The organism is Psychrobacter sp. DAB_AL62B, assembly GCF_028895345.1.
In the GTDB taxonomy this organism is placed as follows: Bacteria; Pseudomonadota; Gammaproteobacteria; order Pseudomonadales; family Moraxellaceae; genus Psychrobacter.
This window is the reverse complement of the sequence record NZ_SAXC01000005.1, coordinates 55,162-74,420: the sequence shown is the minus strand read 5'-3', so window position 1 is coordinate 74,420 and position 19,259 is coordinate 55,162. Positions and strand designations below refer to the sequence as shown.

Below are 19,259 nucleotides of genomic sequence, written 5' to 3'. Positions count from 1 at the left end.
CGTCGTCTGTATCAAATCTGCCCTTAATTGCTTCAAGCGCCTATCCCTACAATAAAAGTTATCTCATCTAAGTAATTAGATATTCTTGCTTAGGCTCACCTTTTATTTATGACAACTATTAAAAATTCTTTCTTTTTGATTTAAATGAGAAGACTGTAGTTGTGCTGTCCAATAATGGCGGCTGTGTATTTTTCTATTTCTTTAATGTCAGCACAATTGACTTAGAAAAGACTAAAACTCATGTACCAATGCTTAAAGAGTTTTATCGATGAACAGATGACTTTTAAAATTAAAAGCAGTATTCTTATCCTTTTTTAATTTCGTCACTGCATGTAGTCGGTCCACAATAAAATTAGTACAAACCATATCATGAAACAGCTTAGGTAGATTATTCTCCATCCAACCTTGGCGTAGAAACTTCGCCTGTGCCCATTTTTTCTCAACAGGGTTTAAATCGGGACTGTACGGCGGTAGAAATAACAGCCGATGGCCGTGTCTATTCAGCAGCCTTTGTACCCGCTTATGAAAGCTGGCGTTGTCCATAACAATGACGCATTTTGTTTTGAGGCTTGGTATTAGCGTGTCTTTGCACCAGTTATAAAATATATTCCCATTGATGTTTTTATTAAAGTAATCTAATACAAAAAGTATCTTTTCATATAAAGCGCCAATGACGTTGGTTCGTTTTTTACCTTGCCAGTTATAGCTATCGATACAAGGCTTACCTACCGGTGCATAACCAAAAGGGCGCAGTGTTTCAGACTCAAAGCCGCTTTCATCCATGTATACAATAGCAAAGCCTTGAGCAATGTATTCGTTAAGTTTGCTTAGATACTTAACCCTCTTTAGGGGGCAAGCTTTTGGATGCTCCAAGGTCTTTTTTTTGACTGATGCCGAGGCGTTTTAAAGCGGCCTCTATGCCTGACTTGCTACACCCAAAACGCTGTGCTCTCTCATACATATAATCGTCTGGATACTGTTCAACATCTTTTAATAGCGCTTCATTAGGTATTTTACTGGGTGGTTTATTGCGAGTTAGTTTGATACTAGGATCTTTAAGCCAGTTCTGTAGCGTCGCCTTACTAATGTCATAGAATGTACAAGCTTGTCTGATGCTCATGTCTTGTTCTTCAACACTTTTAATCACTTGAGCACGAAAGTCTGCTGAATAAGTCATAATCTTTTTACTTTTCGATTGTTTTAAAACTACTGTACCACTTTTATAAAGGCTCTACTATAGATGACTTAAAGAAAATACAAATAAATATTCAAGGGCAAGTTATGAAGTCATCAGTTTTAAGCAGTGTACTAACGAGTATTATATTCTCAAGCGTTCTATTGACGGCATGTGGAGGCGGAGGTAGTTCAGATAACAATAGTGCTAAGCCTGATATATCTACACAGCCAGAGGTAACGCTACCAGCTAAACCAGTAGTACCACCAGCAGTTAAGCCTACAGAACCTGAAAAACTACCAGTTGAACCTGCTGAGCCACCTGCTAAATCTGACATGGAAAAAAGAGCAGAAGAATTACAGGCAGGCTTAGCAGTTGATAACTTCCTTAGCTTACAGCGTCAAGCCTGTGGTATTGGTGGCTACACTTATGATGACAAGCTTGCTGAAATATCATATAAACACAGCAACTACCTCGGTTATCTATTTTCTAATGTAAACTTAGGCGGCGTGAATCAGCATCAAGAAGATACCTATCAAAGCTATGAACATGTCTCTGGCCCAAAAAATCCGTTCTTTATGGGTGTTACGTTAGGAGATAGGGTAAAGGCCGCTAAATATTCTGAACTAAGATTTTCATCAAGTGAAAATATTGTACGTCGTACTGAACGCAATTTTAATGGCGTTAGACCATCGCCTGAAGATATCGGTATAAGCATGGCAAGAGCTTTGCTTTCAGCACCTTATCACCTGCGTACGTTGGTCGATCCAAGCTTCGTCAAATCAGGCTCTAATGTCTCCATTTACACGCCATCAGGAACTGACCCTAAAACTACTTTTGGTCATATCTTAACTTCTACAGGCGCTAGTAAGAATAATGCAGATGCTATTGAATTGAGTGGCATTACTACTTATCCTTGCGCTGCTACAACTGACACAAACACAGCTTTGTACGATGAGTCGCCCAATCCTACAAAAGGCACAGGTAGAAATCTTCGTACCGACCCAATCGGTCAACCGATTCACGTTAAAATGTGGTCGGCAAAAACGATCAAAGTTAGCAATATCAAAATCACAGATGTAGCTCGTAAGATTGATGTACCAGTTGCGGTGATTGACTATAATAATGACCCTTACAAGAATACAGACTATCAGCTTCCTGATAATGAAGCATTCATCATGCCAATCACTGACAGCCTAAATAGTTGCGAAGCAGGTACTCGTAAAAACTGTGGGTTGTACGGTAATAGTAAATACTCCGTAAGCTTTGATGTAATGATAGATAGTAAAGACTTGCAGAAAAAGAGCTTTACGTTCAGTACTGGTAATGTCAATTATTAACTTAAAATACTAAAATAAGAAGTAGTCGCTTTTTATTGAAGCGACTACTTATCTGAATAGAAACAAATAAAATCACGTCAATTATTATTCTAATTACTCCTACCCTTTAATCCTCTATACCAATCGCCCATTAATCGTTGATAGCCTGTTAAAAACTTAAGATTGCTCTAGCAAACAATTGCTTCAGTACTAAGTAGTGAATGTTAGTGAGAAACCCATCTCTCGTGCACATAATGGGAATGATGCAGATGTAGTAGTCAAAGGATCGCTTGTACTGTTAAAGGTAGTGATGAGTAGCATCAGACAGTCTGAGCAGTGATGATAGGAAACGAAATCCTAACTACTAGAAATGGTTTTTAGTGATAGTATATGTTTGAAATTAAATAATACTCTAGAAATATTTAGTTACATCTTATTATTAGATAAATCCTATTACCTGCACTGCATCCAATACTTTAAAGGTGTTGGTCTAATAGCTGGTCTATATCATTATTATTTAATATAATAATTAATTAAATCAATATCTTATAATTAATGTTTGACTTCCTCCTTCACCGCCAATCTTAGTTATCCTCTGTTTGTCCCGCTTTTCCCTAAACCTCCTTCAAACCCTTTAAATATAAAGCTTATAACTCATATTGGCTTCATATTTTTTCCTAAACTACCTCTTAGTAATCTCCACGATCCATATATTGTGTGGATTTTTTATTCATAAACATAGTGAATAAATAATCTAATAGACTTAAAGTATTTGAAAAACCAATAATTTACCGTTCATCCTACCAAAAACGTCATTCGTCTGTTCATGCTCGGTTTGTTAACGCCTCTATGTAACTATGTGTTTATTAAGTAACAAAAACTATTTAAACACCTAGAGGTATACTATGAAATTTAATAAATCCCTACTAACTGCTGCACTACTTGCTGCTGGTTCTTTGACTGCTGCTAATGCAGTACCTATTACAACCGATCAGTTCGATGTTTTGCTAACAGTTGATCAAGTCTGTTCCATAGTAACGGGCGCTACTACTGATATCAATCTTGGCAATATTGCAGCGGGTGAAGCACAACTGTTACCTGGCAGTGTTACAGGTTCTACAACAATTACTACAAATTGTTCTGTAGGCTCTGCTGCTATTATTGCACTTACACCTGTTTCAACTACAGATACTACTGGTCTTGGTAATTTGATCGGTCCAAATACTGAAACAGTTGCTTATAAATTGACTTCTGTTACTGGCGGTACTGGTGGTACTGCTTGGGGTAATATTATTGGCACTAATACAGTAACAACCGCTCCTGCTACTAACTATGCAACTGGTATTGCTACCACAGTTTATGCAACTGTAACTGATACCGCAGATGTTACACCTGGTGCTTACAAAGATACTGTAAACGTTTCAGTAACTTTCTAATCTAAATGCTAAGTCTCTGGCTACGCCGTGTTGCGATACACAGTATTTTCTCTGGTTTATTATTGTCTAGTGGAGTGGCAATGGCGAGCGGTCTTCAGGTCTCTCCCATTTCATTAAGCTTGCAAGCCAAACAAAATGCTAGCGGCCTGACGCTCAGTAATACTGGTAACGATGTAGTACATGCGCAAGTGCGTGTGTACCATTGGTCTCAGGATAACAAAGGCGATCAGCTCACCGCATCACGAGGGTTATTGGTCAGTCCGCCAATGATTGAACTGCAACCGGGTGAAAAACAGCTCATTCGTATTATTCGTGCATCTGCTCCGCCAAGTGGCGTTGGCGCTGTTGAAGACGCTTATAGACTGTCAATTGATGAAATACCGGTTAAATCTACTGAACAAAAGACTGGTTTACAGTTTGCACTAAGTTATTCATTACCTGTATTTATACAACCTGTAGGTATTAAACAAACCTCTCCAAACCTGCAATGGACTTACACTGTACAGCCAGATGGTCAGCAGGTGAACATGCGTGTCAGCAATACTGGTAATGGACGTGCACAGTTGGCCAAACTCAGCATAGAAGATACTACTGGTAAGAATATGGAGATAAATCCTGGCTTACTAGGTTATGTTTTACCGGGTGCCACTATGCAATGGACACTCAAAATACCACCAAATGAATTAAAGAATGCCGGTAAAGTTAAGGTGATGATTAATGGAACTGACACGATTCAAAACGTTACGTTGGACAGTTCCACTCGCTAAAGCACTTTTGCTGCAAAGTGTGGTCGTTTCTAGCAGCCATGCCGCAGCAATAAATAATGCTCCTGCCCTTCCTACTTCTTTCAACCTGAAAGATACCAGATCTACCCAACTCGACCTCGATGAGGATACGAGTCAGACGCGTGGCTTAGACTTATATCTAGACGTTACCCTTAATGGCGCTAGCGCAGGCTTAACGCATTTTAACTATCGTGACGATCAGCTTTGGGCGAGTATCGCAGTACTGCAGCAGCTGGGTTTTATAGTGCCTCCCGGTACTACAGATCCTGCACCGCTCAATAGTTTCGCTAATATTAAAGTGGACTATAACGCGCGCATGCAGTCCGTTACTATCATCGCTCCTTTGAGTACACTCAACTTAAGCACCACCGTATTAAATAATCGTGATAGCCGACGCACTCAAGCCAGCGCATCGCCTGGGGTATTGTTAAATTACAACTTCTATGGCTCAAGGTCGGATAATAACTCAACCAACCTAAGTGCTTTTACAGAACTCCGCGCCTTTAATGCTAAAGGCGTATTAAGCTCGACTGCATTAACCACAGGTAACCGATTTTCTAATAAGAATGCTAATGGCAATGATAATAACCGGGATTGGGACAGTCGTACGGTTCGGTTAGATACCAGCTGGAGTCAATCTTTTCCTGATAAGCTCATGACCGTGCGTGCCGGGGATATCCTCACCGGGGCGTTGTCATGGACACGCTCTACACGCTTGGGTGGTCTACAGTTTGGTAGCAATTTTGATTTGCAACCTTATATGACTACTACTCCACTGCCATCATTTTTTGGTTCAGCTACCCTGCCTTCAGCGGTAGAACTTTATGTCAACGGTCTAAAGCAATATAGTGGTGAGGTACCGGCTGGCCCCTTTGAGCTAAATACTGCGCCTAGCATCAGCGGTGCAGGTAATGCCCAGCTCGTATTAACCGACGCCTTAGGACAAAGCTCTACGGTTAACTTTTCACTTTATGATACTCATCGATTGCTGCGACCAGGGCTGTCCGACTGGTCTGTAGAGCTCGGCACTGTACGCGAGAATTACGGAACCAAATCTTTTGATTATGGCGATGATATTGCCGCCTTTGGTACTTGGCGTTATGGCGTAAATAACCGCTTCACCGCTGAGACTCACGCTGAAGCGACTAAAGGTCTTGCTAATGCAGGCGTTGGTGGAACGTGGGTATTAGGCGGTTCAGGCGGTGTCTTATTTGCCTCATTGGCAGGCAGTGAGAGCCAAGGACAAAGCGGTATGCAATATAGTGGCAGCTATTCATGGAACAACAACCGCTTCAATATCGGTCTTAACACCCTAGGTACCAGCGGCGATTATCGTGATGTCGCCACCCAATACGGATCAACCCCCATACGTCAAAGCAATCAAATTTCAACCGGTTATAGCACCCAATCTTTAGGTAGTTTTGGATTAAGTTATAATCAGGTGGACTATGCGGAGGAAGATACTGCGCAATTTGCCAGTGCCTATTGGAGTAAATCCTTTGGCCGACGGCTCAGTATAAACGCCAGCTATAACCATGACATTAATGACTCGGCGAATAATAGTGCTTCCATTGGAGCCTCGTTTTCACTAGACCGTAATATCTCGTTTAATAGCAGTGTCCAGCATACAGACGATCGCAATGATTTTGTAGCCGACGTGTCACAATCGGCTCCGGGTGCAGGCGGTTTAGGGTGGCGCGCGCAGGCGCGGCACAGTATTGATAGCAGCATAGATAATAATAACAACAGTGGTGGATTAGCAGAATTAAATTATCTTGGTCGCTACGGTCAGGTACAAGCAGGACTCAGTAGTTACGATGGCAATTACTCTACCTTTGCCAGTGGCACAGGCTCGCTAGTCATGATGGGCGGTGGCTTATTTGCCGCACGCCAAATTAACGATGGTTTTGCCGTTGTCTCAACTGATGGCGTCGCAGATGTACCAGTGCTGCTACAAAACAATGTTATCGGTACCACTAATAGTCGTGGTCTATTGCTGATATCACCGCTGAATGCTTATCAAGAGAATAAGATTGGCATCGACCCTATGGACTTACCTGCCGACCTGCGTATAGACAAAGTAGCGCTTGAAGCCACACCTACTGACCGCGCTGGCACATTAGTCAACTTCAAACTCACTCCAGTACGCTCTGCCTCTATTATTTTAACGGACAGCGAAAATCAGCCGATAGAGATTGGCAGTCAAGTGCGTTTGACTACTAAGAAGGATGCGCCGTCGGCTATCGTCGGCTTTGATGGTGAAGTATATTTAGATACGCTTGACGAGCATAATATATTAGAGGTAAGCATCCCTTCTGGTGATATCTGCACTGTTAGCTTTGATTATCAAAAACAAGGTGATGACATTCCACTCATTGGTCCGTTCACTTGTCAGAAGGTAAAGTAATGAAAATAAAAATCTTTCAATGGCGTTACAGCCCATTTTTAATCTTGCTGCCTTTATGGTTACCAACAGGTAATGTGCAGGCTGCACTATCTGTGACGTGCAAAGCAGGTATGAATGCTGTACCGGGCGCAACCGGCCTCGTGAATTTTGACCCAATCACCTCAGATGATGTTGGCAGCGCCAGTATTTCAGGTACGCTGAACTATAGTTGCACTAACACTGGTAACACACCAGGTTATGTTTCAGTTTGTCTTGCAGCAGATGGTGGAGATAAACCCAGTGCTGTTATTCCACGTTATATGAAGACTGTACCCAGTAATCGCGAGTTAGCTTTTAATATGACATTGTCAAAAGGCGGCATCTGGGGAACACGTAATCCTGGCGTTGGAACTGAATACAGCTCAGGCCCAATATATATTCCAGCAAGACCTTATCTATTTGGTCAGAGTACTATTTCAGGTAAAGAAACTATCAATATCTCCTTGCTCTCAAGCAATGCACAACCTGTACCAGGAATATATAGTAATAATTTTAATGGCGCTCATACTGCGATAACTATTAGTACTAATGTCAACCAAAACCTTTCTAATTGCTTAACACCAGAAGCTCAAGGAACTATTCGATTTCCCTTTACAGTTCAAGCTATCGTAATTCCCAGCTGTAAAGTCACTGCCAAACCTAATATTGATTTGGGTCCCCATCCAGCTAGTGAAAAAGATATTACAGGTAATAACGCTATCGGTATTACCTGCACAAATACCACAGCCTATAACATCGGCTTGGCTCCTTCCAATGGTAGTCTAAATGGTGCTGGTCTTATGAAGGGATCTGATACTAACCCAATTGTGCCATACCAACTACGTTCTGCTACTGGTCTTGGTGGAGCCATATGGGGTAATACTGCCACTTCTACAAGTGTGGGAAATGGCGTAAAGGGAACTGGTAGTGGAGAAGTTCAAAATAAGACTGTTTATGTCACTGTGCCTAGCGCTGATTTTAAACCCGATACCTACTCTGATACCGTCACTATTAGAGTTAACTATTGAAATAAGCCTGATAACAATTGATGATAAACATTTTTAAAATTTTCCTCATTCAAATACAGCTAGGCACGGTCACAGGCTTTTATTTCTACCACTATACAGTCCTGACTTAAACCCTATCAAGAAAGAATGGGCTCAGGCAAAGTTTCTACGCCAAGGGTGGGTGGAGAATAACCTGCCTAAACTATTTTACGATAAGAGTTGTATCTATTTTATAAAGACTTAAATATAACGATTAATACCCTGTTTATTTGCAGTTTGTTTTTATTTGCGCTTATATTTAATCCTTATCTACTACAGCCCACTATTATTATTAAAAAAGATTAAATGACCAACTTGTAAAAGAGTAACAGCAATCATCGCTAAAGGTATGTTCAAAGGGGATTTTCGTATTGCTACTATTTACTACTCTACTATGTATTGCCACTATAAACTTAGACGCTTTAAATTAGGTTCTGGTTTTACTATGTAGCGTAGCTTTTTTGCGTTGCTTAGCTTGTCGCGCGCTTTGCTCAATCTCTAATGGCGTCAGACCACTTTTCTTCTCTTTAAGATAATTGAGATAAGCGGGTATATGCGTTCCACCTAAATACTTGTCTAAATATGGCAAAAAGCCAGCGTAATTGCCTTTGAACTTGGCATGATGAAAGTCGTGATAGACCGGCCCTTCATAGACTGGCAATAAATGTATCGGGTTCCAAGGTATGTCATAACCGATATGACCATCAGCGCCTTCGACCTGACGTAATATCACCCACATATATACGACATAAATATGCGCCCCAATCAGAATCGGACCAACCAAAGTCAATGTCGCAGTCAGCGAATACTCCACCCAATGCATATAGTTGCCATTGATACCGCAAGTATTATGAATGCGATGATGCACACTGTGAATGTGCTTCAATAACCATTTATTCTCATGCATATATCTATGCATCCAGTAATACAAGAAATCATCTAGCAGCACAAAGAAAACCAATTGTGCGATGATGAAATACCATACCGGCATCTCACCGCTGTGCACACCGGTCAATTTTAATAGTGGCCAACTGAGCACTAGTAACGATGCCAAAATCACATTATTGACCACGATACGACCAATGGACGGCAGCAGGAACTTTTGCATCTCGAACGGTTTTTGTTGAATCTTATATTTGCGTAGTGGCTTAGGATCTAGCCAAGCAACGACCGTCCACGGAATAGCAACCACCAAAAAAGCCGCCATGCTAATGGCTAGCGTTGCCATCGGGAACTGCCAAAACCAAGGGTCATTATAGAATCCTTGCCAATATGAGAACACATCCATATGTCACCTCTTCATAGACTATGCGAACGTTTGATTACCCACCCAGTTTACCCAACTGACTGCTAGCGGCCGCATTTGCAGTCTAAGTATCTTTGCCATGAAACCCGGCACCACTAAAAGCTCATGATTTTCCCCACCTTTGAGTATGGTTTTGACGGCGTCACCGATCTTTAGTTCATCTGCGAACTATTTAAGCGTTGTCCTTGATCAAAGACCCGAACGTTGCCTCACCAATCAAATAGCTTACTTTATGACTGGGTATTAGCCAGTATGGAGTGGCTTCACTACTCGATGCACAATTTGGGAAATCGGGATTCTTGGATGGACCCGCAATAGTTTTTTCTATGATCATAGAAATGTATTGGTCGGTACTGTCTTCCAATGTATTGCCATTTAAGATGACTTCCATACCGGTATCTTTGGCATAGCGGCGAATCGCCTTAACGCTTGAGTTCATAGGTGCATAAGCATCTACACCCACGCCGTTTTCTGAGGTAACGCGGATACCATCAGGTACTCTAGCGACTAGTGAATGGTTGCCTTCAGTGTGACCTGGCGTGTGTACTAGCGCCAAACCTTTACCTAATTGTATGCTACTCGTAAAAGTGATGACCTTATCAGGATCAACACCATCAATACCGTTCGGACAGTACCATTCCGCTTGTACTGGTAACAGCCCTTGCACGCTTTGCCACTCTTTTTCGTGTACGAGTAATTTGGCATTAGGGAAATATGCCGGTCTATCTGTCGAGTCGGTAGTCGTACCGAGCCATTGGCGCACATCTTGGGTATGGAGGTGGTCGTAACTGATGTAATCGATATCTTCTGGCTTTAGATTTACCTCTTTGAGCGCTTGCGTGACATCACGGGTAATGGGTGCGACCATATTCTCAAGTGGTGACCAGTTTGGCATTCTATCGGTGAGACGCTTAAAAAACGGTGTTTCGCGATCCGCATCGATATCCGAAGGTGAAAACAATAATGTCTTCAACTCTCCTAAGAGGTCATAGTATTGAACGATAAAAATTCGATTAAGGATGTGCAGGTAGGGAAATTTATAGGTGCTTTGGGTATAGACACCACTGTAAGCGTACCACGTTGGATAGGGAACTCTGACCATATCCGCACTTTGATAAAACTGTACGCATGGCTCATCCATGAAGCGCTCTCGAAAGGCGGTCGCTTTTGCTCGTGCCGCTTTTAGGCGTTCTTGTGGTAACGGACTTTGACGAACGTCATCAAAATCATGTAAGGCTTTCATGCCCAACTGTTGTAAACTCATAACACACTTCCTTGTGATAGTTATTTAACGTCCATTACATAATGTTACCAACAATATTTTAGAATTGATAGCATAAAGATAAAATATTGCGTTTACTATTGGCGCTGTTAACTAGCGTACTCTATTCGTATTTTCTAACCGTTTTATAAAAAAGGTTAGGTCGATTACGTATCATATTGGCGCTTTGGCTGGTATCGTACTTGTCGGCCCTGAGCTTGGTTTTGATACCACGCATCACAACGAATAGATGCTTATTATCACTATACTTTTACTTAGATTTAGAGCGATTTATGTTAAAGACTTTAGTCACGGCAGTACGTGTCGTTTTATCCGTTGTCGGTGTGGCTGTAATCGTTGATTGTATTGCTTTGATGACAGTCGGTAAGGTCAACTTTGGTACGGTTGTGCCGCTTTTGATAGGTGTCATCTTCGTTACCCATGGTATATTTTGGCACGCTATTCGTCACTTTGTGATTCAAAATCGTTGGTTGACACGCCTTTGGTATGCGCTATGGATCATATTTTTTATCTGGTTTCTCAGCTTTGGGGTATTTATTTTCTCATTGCAGCAGATGAAACTTAGCAAGCAACCCACACCTGAAGTCACGGCTATTATTGTCTTGGGTTCAGGTACGGTCGCAGGCAAGCCCACGCCAACACTTGCCAAGCGCTTAGATACTGCCGCGCCGCTTATTACATCACAAAAAAACGCCTTGGTCATTACCAGTGGTGGCGTTGGTTTTGGACAGACACGTAGTGAAGCCAATATTATGGCAACCTATTTGCATGAGACTTATAACATTGCATTCGAGCACATTTTGCAAGAAGGCAAAAGCACCAGTACAGCAGAGAATCTAGCCAATAGCCAAGCGCTATTAGCCGCAAAAGACGTTTCTATGACGGCGCCCATCGCTATCGTGACCAGTGATTTTCATACCATTCGCGCAGCAGCCATTGCTCGTCGCCAAGGCTATCAGCAGCCTATCATGCTCGCCAGCCCTACTCCGCTATCTATTCGCTATAACGCTTGGTTTCGAGAGTATTTTGCCTTTGTCAGCGGTTGGCTCTTAGGAGAATACTGAATGCCTGTTTTTTCTGTCATGTATCAGAGATATGATATTTTATTGATGGAAATGGTTAGTTCAGAATAAGCCAGCATCACCAATAAGCCACATTTGATTTTAAAATAATAATAATAAAGGACGGCATTGTGATATTAGATATCTTATTGACCCTACATTTTATCCTGCTGGTACTGATTTCTTTACGAGTCTTATCTCGTCATGATTTGACCTCGCCTGCGAGATTGGCGTGGATTGTCGTCTTATTCGTTTTGCCTTATTTTGGCGTGCTGATTTACTGGATGTTCGGTGAAGTGCATTTAGGTCGTGACTTTACGCAAAAACGTAAAAAAATTATTGATAGGTTAAATGCTCATAACCCAGCCGTTCTGGGTAGCAAGATAACATTAGCAAAGGTTATGAAGCCTGAGTATCAAGCGGCTTTTGCCTACTCTGCAAAAGCCACAGGCTTTCAGACTACCGTAGGTAATAGCGCTGAGCTAATGGCGGATGCTACTGAGACCCGCAGACGCATGATTGCCGATTTTGACGCAGCGACCGAACATATCCACGTGCTGTATTATATTTGGCTCGTCGATGGCATGGGGATTGATACGGCTCAAGCACTTATCCGAGCTACAAAGCGTGGCGTCACTTGTCGCGCGATGGTCGATGGCATGGGTTCACGTAAGATGGTAGGCTCAAAGATATGGCAGGAAATGATAGACGCTGGCGTACAAGTCAGTGTGGCACTACCGATTAAGAATATTTTTAAAGTATTGTTTTTTAGTCGTATTGACTTGCGTAATCACCGCAAGATTACCGTAATTGATGGCAAAATTGGCTATTCTGGTAGTCGTAATTGTGCCGATCCTGAGTTTCGCGTAAAACCAAAATATGCGCCGTGGGTCGATATTATGCTGCGTATCGAAGGACCCATCGTTGGGCAAAATCAGATGCTGTTTGCCAGTGACTGGCTGATTGAAAACCCCGATACCCCACTCGATAGCTTTTTTTACGATAGCACGCCAAAGCTTAATGGCTTTCCCGCCCAAGTTTTTTCAGATGGTCCGACCCAGCGCCACGGCACCACGCCGCAGTTTTTGGGTACATTGATTAGTCAAGCGCAGCACACGCTGATTATCTCTACGCCCTATTTTGTACCGGATTATTCCCTGGTCAGCATCTTATGCGCAACCGCCTATCGCGGGGTTGATGTCACGATGATTTTTCCTCAAAACAACGACTCCTTTATCGTCGCCGCGACCAGTCATAGTTATTATTGGCAATTGCTTGAAGCAGGCGTAAAAATCTATGAGTATAAGCCAGGATTACTACACGCAAAGACCCTCACGGTCGATGGTGAAGTCAGCTTGATTGGCTCGACCAATTTAGATTTGCGTAGCTTTGATTTGAACTATGAAAACAATATTGTCTTTAGCGATACCGCGCTCACGGCTGACATTATGCAGCGCCAATATCAGTATATCGCTGACTCAGATGAAGTCACGCGTGAGGAAGTCAAAAACTGGCCGCTGTCTTATAGGATTTGGAATAACGTCATTGCTACAATGGGGCCAGTTTTATAAACCATGTTTGATAAGTTACAACTTAATGTAGTCAGTCATAAATAACAGAAACACAAATATTATAACGCACTACTGGGATTCATTTAAAAGTGAATCAAATGTAAGATTAGTCTTATGACACTACTTTTTTTGCAAAATATAGACGATAAATTTTGCTTCGGTTACGAATGATTGTGTCGCAACTTTTGCTAATAGCGCTTGTCTTTTTTCACTACGTGCGCGATATGCATAAGGCGTCATGGTCAGTAAGTCAGCTAAATTATCCTCTGATAATGTCATCTCAGTACTGACACGACAAGTGTTTAGCAGCATAAAATATGGGGCTAATTCCTGCAAAAACTTATCAGAATCATGCTCACGGACGTCATCAAATAAAGCGTCACGCATCGTCGCTAAGTGCCCAACATCTGGCTTCGCAATGATTAAATAGCCCTCATCGCTTAACACTTCATTAAATACTTCTGGCAAGATAGGACTAAAAATACTGCTAATCCCCATCACACTATGCGCGCGTAATGGTAAATTGGCGGCGCTGGTTACCATTGGATAAATCGCTGCTGTTTTAGAGCCGTCAGCTATTTTAAAGCCATCATTCTGATTTTTCTGAGACCAAAGCTTACCTGCAGCTTTACTCACTTTCGCAAGCTCTAGCACGGCAGGTTTACTAATGTCTGCAGCAAGGAGGATATCCACGCCAGTTTGTGCCATTGCCTGCGTATAATAGCCTTCCCCGCAACCAATATCTAACCAATGGACAAGCTCTTTATCCTGCTCAGCTATTGGCTTAGTGACCGACTCATTTTGCGCCAGTAATTCAATCATTTTTTGACAAATAAGCGCCTGTAACGGCTGATAATGCGCCGCATTCAAAAATCGCTTTCGCGCCTCGATGGACGCTTGGCTATCTCCGGGGGCTTTAGATTTTTTTTGTTGGACAGGCAGTAGGTTGACATAACCTTGACGTGCTACATCAAATGGATGAGTTGTTTGCTTCGGGTGCAAGCTACCATCACAGCGCCATGTATCTATTGCGGGCTGTAGTGGTGACTGACAAAGGGGACAAATAAATAAGGACACAAGCATCTCAAAGTCATAACAATATGGCTGACATTTTATCAAAGTTCATGCTCAGTAAGTAATAAAAGGCATGAGAAAAGAGAAGATAACATAGGAAACAAAAAAGCCATCTCAATAAATTTGAGATGGCTTTTTTAATAACCTACCGTCAATTCACTTTAAAAATAAAACAGTGCTGCTGGGATGAATTTTTCGAAGCCTTTGGAACGCTCAGCGTACAGCAAGCGAGGAAGATTTATACCAGCAGAGCGCTATTTTAAATGCATCTTTTTTATGTTGAACTGTCTATCATTAATAAGAGTCATGCTGTGTTAACGCAGCTTTAACGTCATCAATCCAAGGATAACAAGGATGATGGCGATAATCCAAAACCTTGCGACCACTTGGGTTTCTTTCCAGCCAATCTCTTCAAAGTGATGATGTAGCGGTGCCATACGAAAGACGCGTTTTTTGCGTAGCTTATACGAACCCACTTGTACTATTACCGACAGTGCTTCGGCAACAAAGAGTCCACCCATAATCGCAAAAGCGATTTCTTGACGGGTCATGACGGCAATCGTACCGAGCATCGCGCCCAGTGACAGCGCACCCACATCACCCATAAATACTTGCGCTGGATGAGCATTGAACCATAAGAAGCCAAGCCCTGCGCCAATCATCGCCCCGCAGACAATAATCACCTCAGAATTATAGGCAATATAAGGCACGTGCAAGTAATCAGCAAAGCGTACGTCACCAGAGACATATGCCATCGCGCCTAAACCTGCTGCGACTAAGACCACCGGTAAAATAGCCAAGCCATCCAAGCCATCGGTCAAGTTGACGGCGTTAGAGGCACCATTAATCACAAAATAAGTAAAGATAATAAAACCAATTCCAAACGGTACGGCCGAAAATGGAATCATCCAATCTTTAAAGATAGGTATTAGCAAATCTTGCATTTCGCGAGTCGTAACAATATCCGGCTGTAACGTCGCGATATAATATAAAGAAATACCGACGAATAATGCGCCCATGGATAGCCAAAAGTATTTTTTGCGAGCGATTAAGCCTTTGGGGTTTTTATATTTAATTTTGAGCCAATCATCCGCCCAGCCTACCGCGCCAAAAATAATCATCACGATGAGCAAAATCCAAACATAAGGATTATTCAAACGTGCCCAGAGTAAGGTCGACACTCCAATCGCACTTAAAATCAGCACCCCACCCATGGTCGGGGTGCCAGTTTTGAGCAAATGCGATTGCGGACCATCATTACGAATCGCCTGACCATACTTTAGCGCTTTCAAGCGCCGAATGACGCGACCACCAAAAACCATACTAAAGGCAAGGGCGGTAATGACCGCCAGCAACGCGCGCAGCGTCAAAGAAGAAACCGCAGAAAACGGGGTATAATACTGACCAAGCCAGCCAAACAACCAAACTAACACCGCCTACTCCTCTACTAGCGCATTGATAAGTGTTTCCATTTCCATGGAACGAGAGCCTTTGAACAACACAGTACAAGGCTGAGCCTGTTGCGCTTGTAAATATGGCTGTAAATACTGTAATAAACTGTCTTTATCAGTAAACGCATGAGCACTGATATCAGAAATTTCTTGCGCACCTGCTACGGTATAAGGTGCATACTCACCCACACAAAGCAGTACATTGATACCCGCGGTAGCGATAGTCCGACCCAAGCTTTGGTGTTCGCTAACTGCAGCATCCCCTAGCTCAGCAATATCGCCTAACACCATCACTTGCGTGCCGGTTTGCGCCGCTAATACTTTAGCAGCCGCACGTACCGAATGTGGGTTGGCATTATAGGTATCATCAATCAAGCGATGCATGCCAAGCAGCTGACTATTCAAGCGCCCTTTAGCAGGACGGGCGTTTTCAAGCCCGATGACAATGTCATTAATGTCAATATTTAACGCATGCGCACAAGCAGCAGCCGCCAAGGCATTATTGACGTTATGCTCGCCCGCTAATGGCAGATTGATATCATGGACTTGGCTGCCAATATGTAATTTAAACTCACTGCGTTCAGGCTCGACATCTAAATGACTGGCGCTGACGTCGGTATTACCAAAACCAATCACATGTGAGGTATGCGTTTCCGCAATACGGCGTAGCTGATTGGTAAAGTCGTCTTTATCAGGCACAATCGCAAATTGGCTATCATTCAAGGTATGATAAATCTCTGCTTTAGTTTGACAAATACCGTCACGGCTACCAAACTCACCCAGATGCGCGGTGCCAATATTTAGGATACAAGCCACATCAGGTTGGACAATTTCAGCTGTATAAGCAATCTCACCAATATGATTGGCGCCCAATTCCAAGATGGCATAGCGATGATGATCCGATAGCTCAAGTAGCATCATCGGTACACCCAAGTCATTATTTAGGTTGCCACGCGTAATCAATGTCGGTGCCAATCTACCAAAGATGCTACCGAGCATCTCTTTGCAAGTCGTCTTGCCACTCGAGCCGGTGATGGCAATGACCGTTAAGTCTTTATGCTGCTGACGACGATAAGCGGCCAATTGCCCTAACGCTAAGCGCGTATCACTAACGATTAGCTGTGGGATATTAGTAGTGATGGGACGAGAGACGATCGCCGCTACCGCACCTTGTGAGGCAGCCAACTCAATATAATCGTGACCATCAAAATTATCACCGCTCAGGGCTAAAAAGATATCACCAGTTTTTATCGTGCGAGTGTCAGTGGCGATACGAGTGCTTGTCACTTGCTTGTTCGTGTCTGCAATAGTATTACTGAATTCTGCTTGCTCTGCATCTGGCTGCCAACGCCCATCAAGTGCCGCTGTCGCCGCGAGCAAATTCTCGACTTGCCAAACATACAGCCCTTGCGACTGAATGGTGTTATCGTTGTCGGCTGTCATAGTGATTACCTTATATGATGATTACTTATTTTTATCGTTAAATATTAAAATCATTTGGAGAAATTAAAAACTGGTCGCAATAGCTATGACCTATATTCGTCCAGCCTGCGCCAAAGCGTTATGCAAAATCACACTATCATCAAAATCATAACGGACGTTATTAATTTCTTGATAAGTCTCATGACCTTTGCCAGCGATAACTACGATATCATCAGCAGCTGCTTGATTGACCGCATATTCAATCGCTGTTTGCCGCGCAGGCTCAATATGGGTGCGCTGATATTGCTCAGTGCTCATCCCTGCTTGCATATCTTGCAAAATCGCGTTGGGGTCTTCAGTACGTGGATTGTCCGCTGTCAATATGACTTTATCCGCGCCTACCAGCCCTGCTTGCGCCATCAATGGGCGCTTGCCTGTATCACGGTCACCGCCACAGCCAAACACTGCCCATAACTGACCTTTACAATGGGTTTTTAGACTGGTCAATACCTGACATAAGGCATCAGGCGTATGGGCATAATCAACGATAAAACAGCCATCATTAGACGGTACGCGCTGCATACGCCCAATAGCGCCTTGCAGTTGTGGGACAACTGCGGTAATGCGCTCAATGTTGTCGTTAATATCATTATCATTATCAACATCAATATCGTTATCCGTATTAGCACCAAGTGCCACTGAAGCGGCAACAGCCGCCAGCAAATTCGCCACGTTAAAACGTCCGAGTAATGGACTGACGATATCTAAACTATTAACTTTCCCATCATCGAAATCTGTACGCAGGCTAATCTCGACACCTTGTAAACTTGGCTTGATATCAGCAGCGACAAAGGTAGCCGTTTTTGATGGCTCTAAGCTATATGTCCAAACAATCAAATTGCTGGCGTGCGCCGTATCAAGCATAATCTGCGCATACTCGTCATCAATATTGATAATGGCATGGGTCAACTCTGGAAAGTGTGCTTTATCAAATAGTTTGGCTTTGGCCGCTGCATATTCTGCCATGTCAGCATGATAATCTAAATGATCACGGCTCAAGTTGGTATAAATCGCCACCGACACTGGCATGCCTTGTAAACGCTGCTGATCCAAACCATGCGAGCTGGCTTCTAATGCCAGTAACTCAGCACTTTCGCTGCCCATTTGATACAAAAACTGCTGTACGGCTAATGCGTCACCCGTGGTATGACTGGCCTGAACCAAGGCGCCAAGCTTACCATTACCCGCCGTACCCATAACGGCACTGCTCATACCGGTTAGCTGGGTGAGTTGCGCCACCAATTGACTGATGGTCGTTTTGCCATTAGTGCCTGTCACGGCTATCACCGCCGGTAGTTTTACTGGTTGCTGATACTGCAAACGTGCTTGGATCAAACTACCTAAAAAATCACGAATATTGGGCACGTATAATACGGGGCAAGATAGCGATGCTAATTGCTGCTTGGCTGAAGACTGCGAATGCTCAGTCGTCAGTGTAATATTGGCATGAGGCGGCACATTGGCCTTAGTAAGCAAAGCGATAGGATCAATTTCTGATAGGATAAAAGCCGCATTGTTAGCGGCTTGATAAAGATAATCACGACTTTTCTGACAATTTGCGATTTGGCTTTTTAATAATACAAACACGTCATTGCTGGCTAGCTGACGGCTGTCTAAACGAAACTGCTGGAATGGAATGTTGACAACCGAAGCCATTTGATTCGATGAGCTATGCATAGATGCCTTTAACATCGCTGTTAATGCTTGCTGTAAGCTGCGATTATTACTGCCGCTGGCTTCAATCAGCTGCTGCAAGGTGACAGTAACGCTGCTTGGCGATGAGGGTGACATGGTCATTGGCAAATCCTAAACGGTTAAAACAAATCAAATAGTTAAAAACTGAACAT

At 42.9% G+C, this 19,259-nt stretch carries 15 protein-coding genes and 1 pseudogene; 8 read left to right on the top strand and 8 right to left on the bottom strand.

Going from position 1 to position 19,259, the window contains the following annotated elements:
* Window positions 1-252 precede the first annotated feature (252 nt).
* Window positions 253-873 (bottom strand): transposase, encoded by a 621-nt coding sequence (locus EPB74_RS08470; protein WP_274903821.1) that lies wholly within the window; start codon window positions 871-873, stop codon window positions 253-255.
* Complete coding sequence (locus tag EPB74_RS08465) at window positions 836-1,177, bottom strand: IS630 transposase-related protein (protein ID WP_274903820.1); 342 nt, start codon at window positions 1,175-1,177, stop codon at window positions 836-838. Before EPB74_RS08465 ends, EPB74_RS08470 begins: the two co-directional genes overlap by 38 nt.
* 104 nt (window positions 1,178-1,281) lie before the next feature.
* Between EPB74_RS08465 and EPB74_RS08460 the strand changes: the two genes are divergently transcribed.
* The 6 genes and pseudogenes from EPB74_RS08460 to EPB74_RS13405 all read left to right on the top strand — a co-directional run.
* Window positions 1,282-2,514, top strand: a complete 1,233-nt coding sequence (locus EPB74_RS08460; protein ID WP_274903819.1) for a CAP domain-containing protein — start codon at window positions 1,282-1,284, stop codon at window positions 2,512-2,514.
* Window positions 2,515-3,398: 884 nt separating this feature from the next.
* Window positions 3,399-3,929, top strand: a complete 531-nt coding sequence (locus EPB74_RS08455) for a spore coat protein U domain-containing protein (RefSeq protein ID WP_274903818.1) — start codon at window positions 3,399-3,401, stop codon at window positions 3,927-3,929.
* Window positions 3,930-4,009: 80 nt separating this feature from the next.
* On the top strand, window positions 4,010-4,696 hold the full coding sequence (locus EPB74_RS08450; RefSeq protein WP_274903817.1) for a fimbrial biogenesis chaperone: 687 nt from the start codon (window positions 4,010-4,012) through the stop codon (window positions 4,694-4,696).
* Complete coding sequence (locus tag EPB74_RS08445; RefSeq protein ID WP_274903816.1) at window positions 4,647-7,121, top strand: fimbria/pilus outer membrane usher protein; 2,475 nt, start codon at window positions 4,647-4,649, stop codon at window positions 7,119-7,121. The genes EPB74_RS08450 and EPB74_RS08445 overlap by 50 nt, the downstream gene beginning before the upstream one ends.
* Entirely contained in the window at window positions 7,121-8,167 is a 1,047-nt protein-coding gene (locus EPB74_RS08440) for a Csu type fimbrial protein (protein ID WP_274903815.1), read from the top strand. The genes EPB74_RS08445 and EPB74_RS08440 overlap by 1 nt, the downstream gene beginning before the upstream one ends.
* 70 nt (window positions 8,168-8,237) lie before the next feature.
* Window positions 8,238-8,390 (top strand): annotated as a pseudogene (locus tag EPB74_RS13405) (IS630 family transposase); the annotation flags it as partial.
* 222 nt (window positions 8,391-8,612) lie between these two features.
* Here the strand turns inward: EPB74_RS13405 and EPB74_RS08435 are convergent.
* On the bottom strand, window positions 8,613-9,473 hold the full coding sequence (locus EPB74_RS08435) for a sterol desaturase family protein (protein WP_274903814.1): 861 nt from the start codon (window positions 9,471-9,473) through the stop codon (window positions 8,613-8,615).
* 190 nt (window positions 9,474-9,663) lie between these two features.
* Entirely contained in the window at window positions 9,664-10,755 is a 1,092-nt protein-coding gene (locus EPB74_RS08430) for a hypothetical protein (RefSeq protein ID WP_274903813.1), read from the bottom strand.
* A gap of 290 nt (window positions 10,756-11,045) precedes the next feature.
* Here EPB74_RS08430 and EPB74_RS08425 point away from each other — a divergent pair, with 290 nt between their 5' ends.
* Both EPB74_RS08425 and cls read left to right on the top strand, forming a co-directional pair.
* Entirely contained in the window at window positions 11,046-11,837 is a 792-nt protein-coding gene (locus EPB74_RS08425; RefSeq protein ID WP_274903812.1) for a YdcF family protein, read from the top strand.
* Window positions 11,838-11,965: 128 nt separating this feature from the next.
* Window positions 11,966-13,405: a cardiolipin synthase gene (gene cls / locus EPB74_RS08420; protein WP_274903811.1), complete on the top strand. Its 1,440-nt coding sequence runs from the start codon at window positions 11,966-11,968 to the stop codon at window positions 13,403-13,405.
* Between the two features lie 120 nt (window positions 13,406-13,525).
* Here the strand turns inward: cls and EPB74_RS08415 are convergent, their stop codons facing one another.
* From EPB74_RS08415 to EPB74_RS08400, 4 genes are all read right to left on the bottom strand, one after another.
* Complete coding sequence (locus EPB74_RS08415; RefSeq protein WP_274903810.1) at window positions 13,526-14,488, bottom strand: putative RNA methyltransferase; 963 nt, start codon at window positions 14,486-14,488, stop codon at window positions 13,526-13,528.
* 305 nt (window positions 14,489-14,793) lie between these two features.
* Window positions 14,794-15,912 (bottom strand): phospho-N-acetylmuramoyl-pentapeptide-transferase, encoded by a 1,119-nt coding sequence (gene mraY, locus EPB74_RS08410; RefSeq protein ID WP_274903809.1) that lies wholly within the window; start codon window positions 15,910-15,912, stop codon window positions 14,794-14,796.
* 3 nt (window positions 15,913-15,915) lie between these two features.
* Window positions 15,916-17,373 (bottom strand): UDP-N-acetylmuramoyl-tripeptide--D-alanyl-D-alanine ligase, encoded by a 1,458-nt coding sequence (locus tag EPB74_RS08405; RefSeq protein ID WP_274903808.1) that lies wholly within the window; start codon window positions 17,371-17,373, stop codon window positions 15,916-15,918.
* Window positions 17,374-17,463: 90 nt separating this feature from the next.
* Entirely contained in the window at window positions 17,464-19,209 is a 1,746-nt protein-coding gene (locus EPB74_RS08400; RefSeq protein WP_274903807.1) for a UDP-N-acetylmuramoyl-L-alanyl-D-glutamate--2,6-diaminopimelate ligase, read from the bottom strand.
* Window positions 19,210-19,259 lie beyond the last annotated feature (50 nt).

Bases quoted from the DNA above. Each gene is read 5' to 3' on its own strand.
- EPB74_RS08435 (WP_274903814.1), bottom strand. From the start codon at position 9,473: ATGGATGTGTTCTCATATTGGCAAGGATTCTATAATGACCCTTGGTTT.
- EPB74_RS08450 (WP_274903817.1), top strand. From the start codon at position 4,010: ATGGCGAGCGGTCTTCAGGTCTCTCCCATTTCATTAAGCTTGCAAGCC.
- EPB74_RS08405 (WP_274903808.1), bottom strand. From the start codon at position 17,373: ATGACAGCCGACAACGATAACACCATTCAGTCGCAAGGGCTGTATGTT.
- EPB74_RS08460 (WP_274903819.1), top strand. From the start codon at position 1,282: ATGAAGTCATCAGTTTTAAGCAGTGTACTAACGAGTATTATATTCTCA.
- EPB74_RS08400 (WP_274903807.1), bottom strand. From the start codon at position 19,209: ATGACCATGTCACCCTCATCGCCAAGCAGCGTTACTGTCACCTTGCAG.
- EPB74_RS08465 (WP_274903820.1), bottom strand. From the start codon at position 1,177: ATGACTTATTCAGCAGACTTTCGTGCTCAAGTGATTAAAAGTGTTGAA.
- EPB74_RS08425 (WP_274903812.1), top strand. From the start codon at position 11,046: ATGTTAAAGACTTTAGTCACGGCAGTACGTGTCGTTTTATCCGTTGTC.
- EPB74_RS08440 (WP_274903815.1), top strand. From the start codon at position 7,121: ATGAAAATAAAAATCTTTCAATGGCGTTACAGCCCATTTTTAATCTTG.
- EPB74_RS08415 (WP_274903810.1), bottom strand. From the start codon at position 14,488: ATGCTTGTGTCCTTATTTATTTGTCCCCTTTGTCAGTCACCACTACAG.
- EPB74_RS08445 (WP_274903816.1), top strand. From the start codon at position 4,647: ATGGAACTGACACGATTCAAAACGTTACGTTGGACAGTTCCACTCGCT.
- EPB74_RS08430 (WP_274903813.1), bottom strand. From the start codon at position 10,755: ATGAGTTTACAACAGTTGGGCATGAAAGCCTTACATGATTTTGATGAC.
- EPB74_RS08455 (WP_274903818.1), top strand. From the start codon at position 3,399: ATGAAATTTAATAAATCCCTACTAACTGCTGCACTACTTGCTGCTGGT.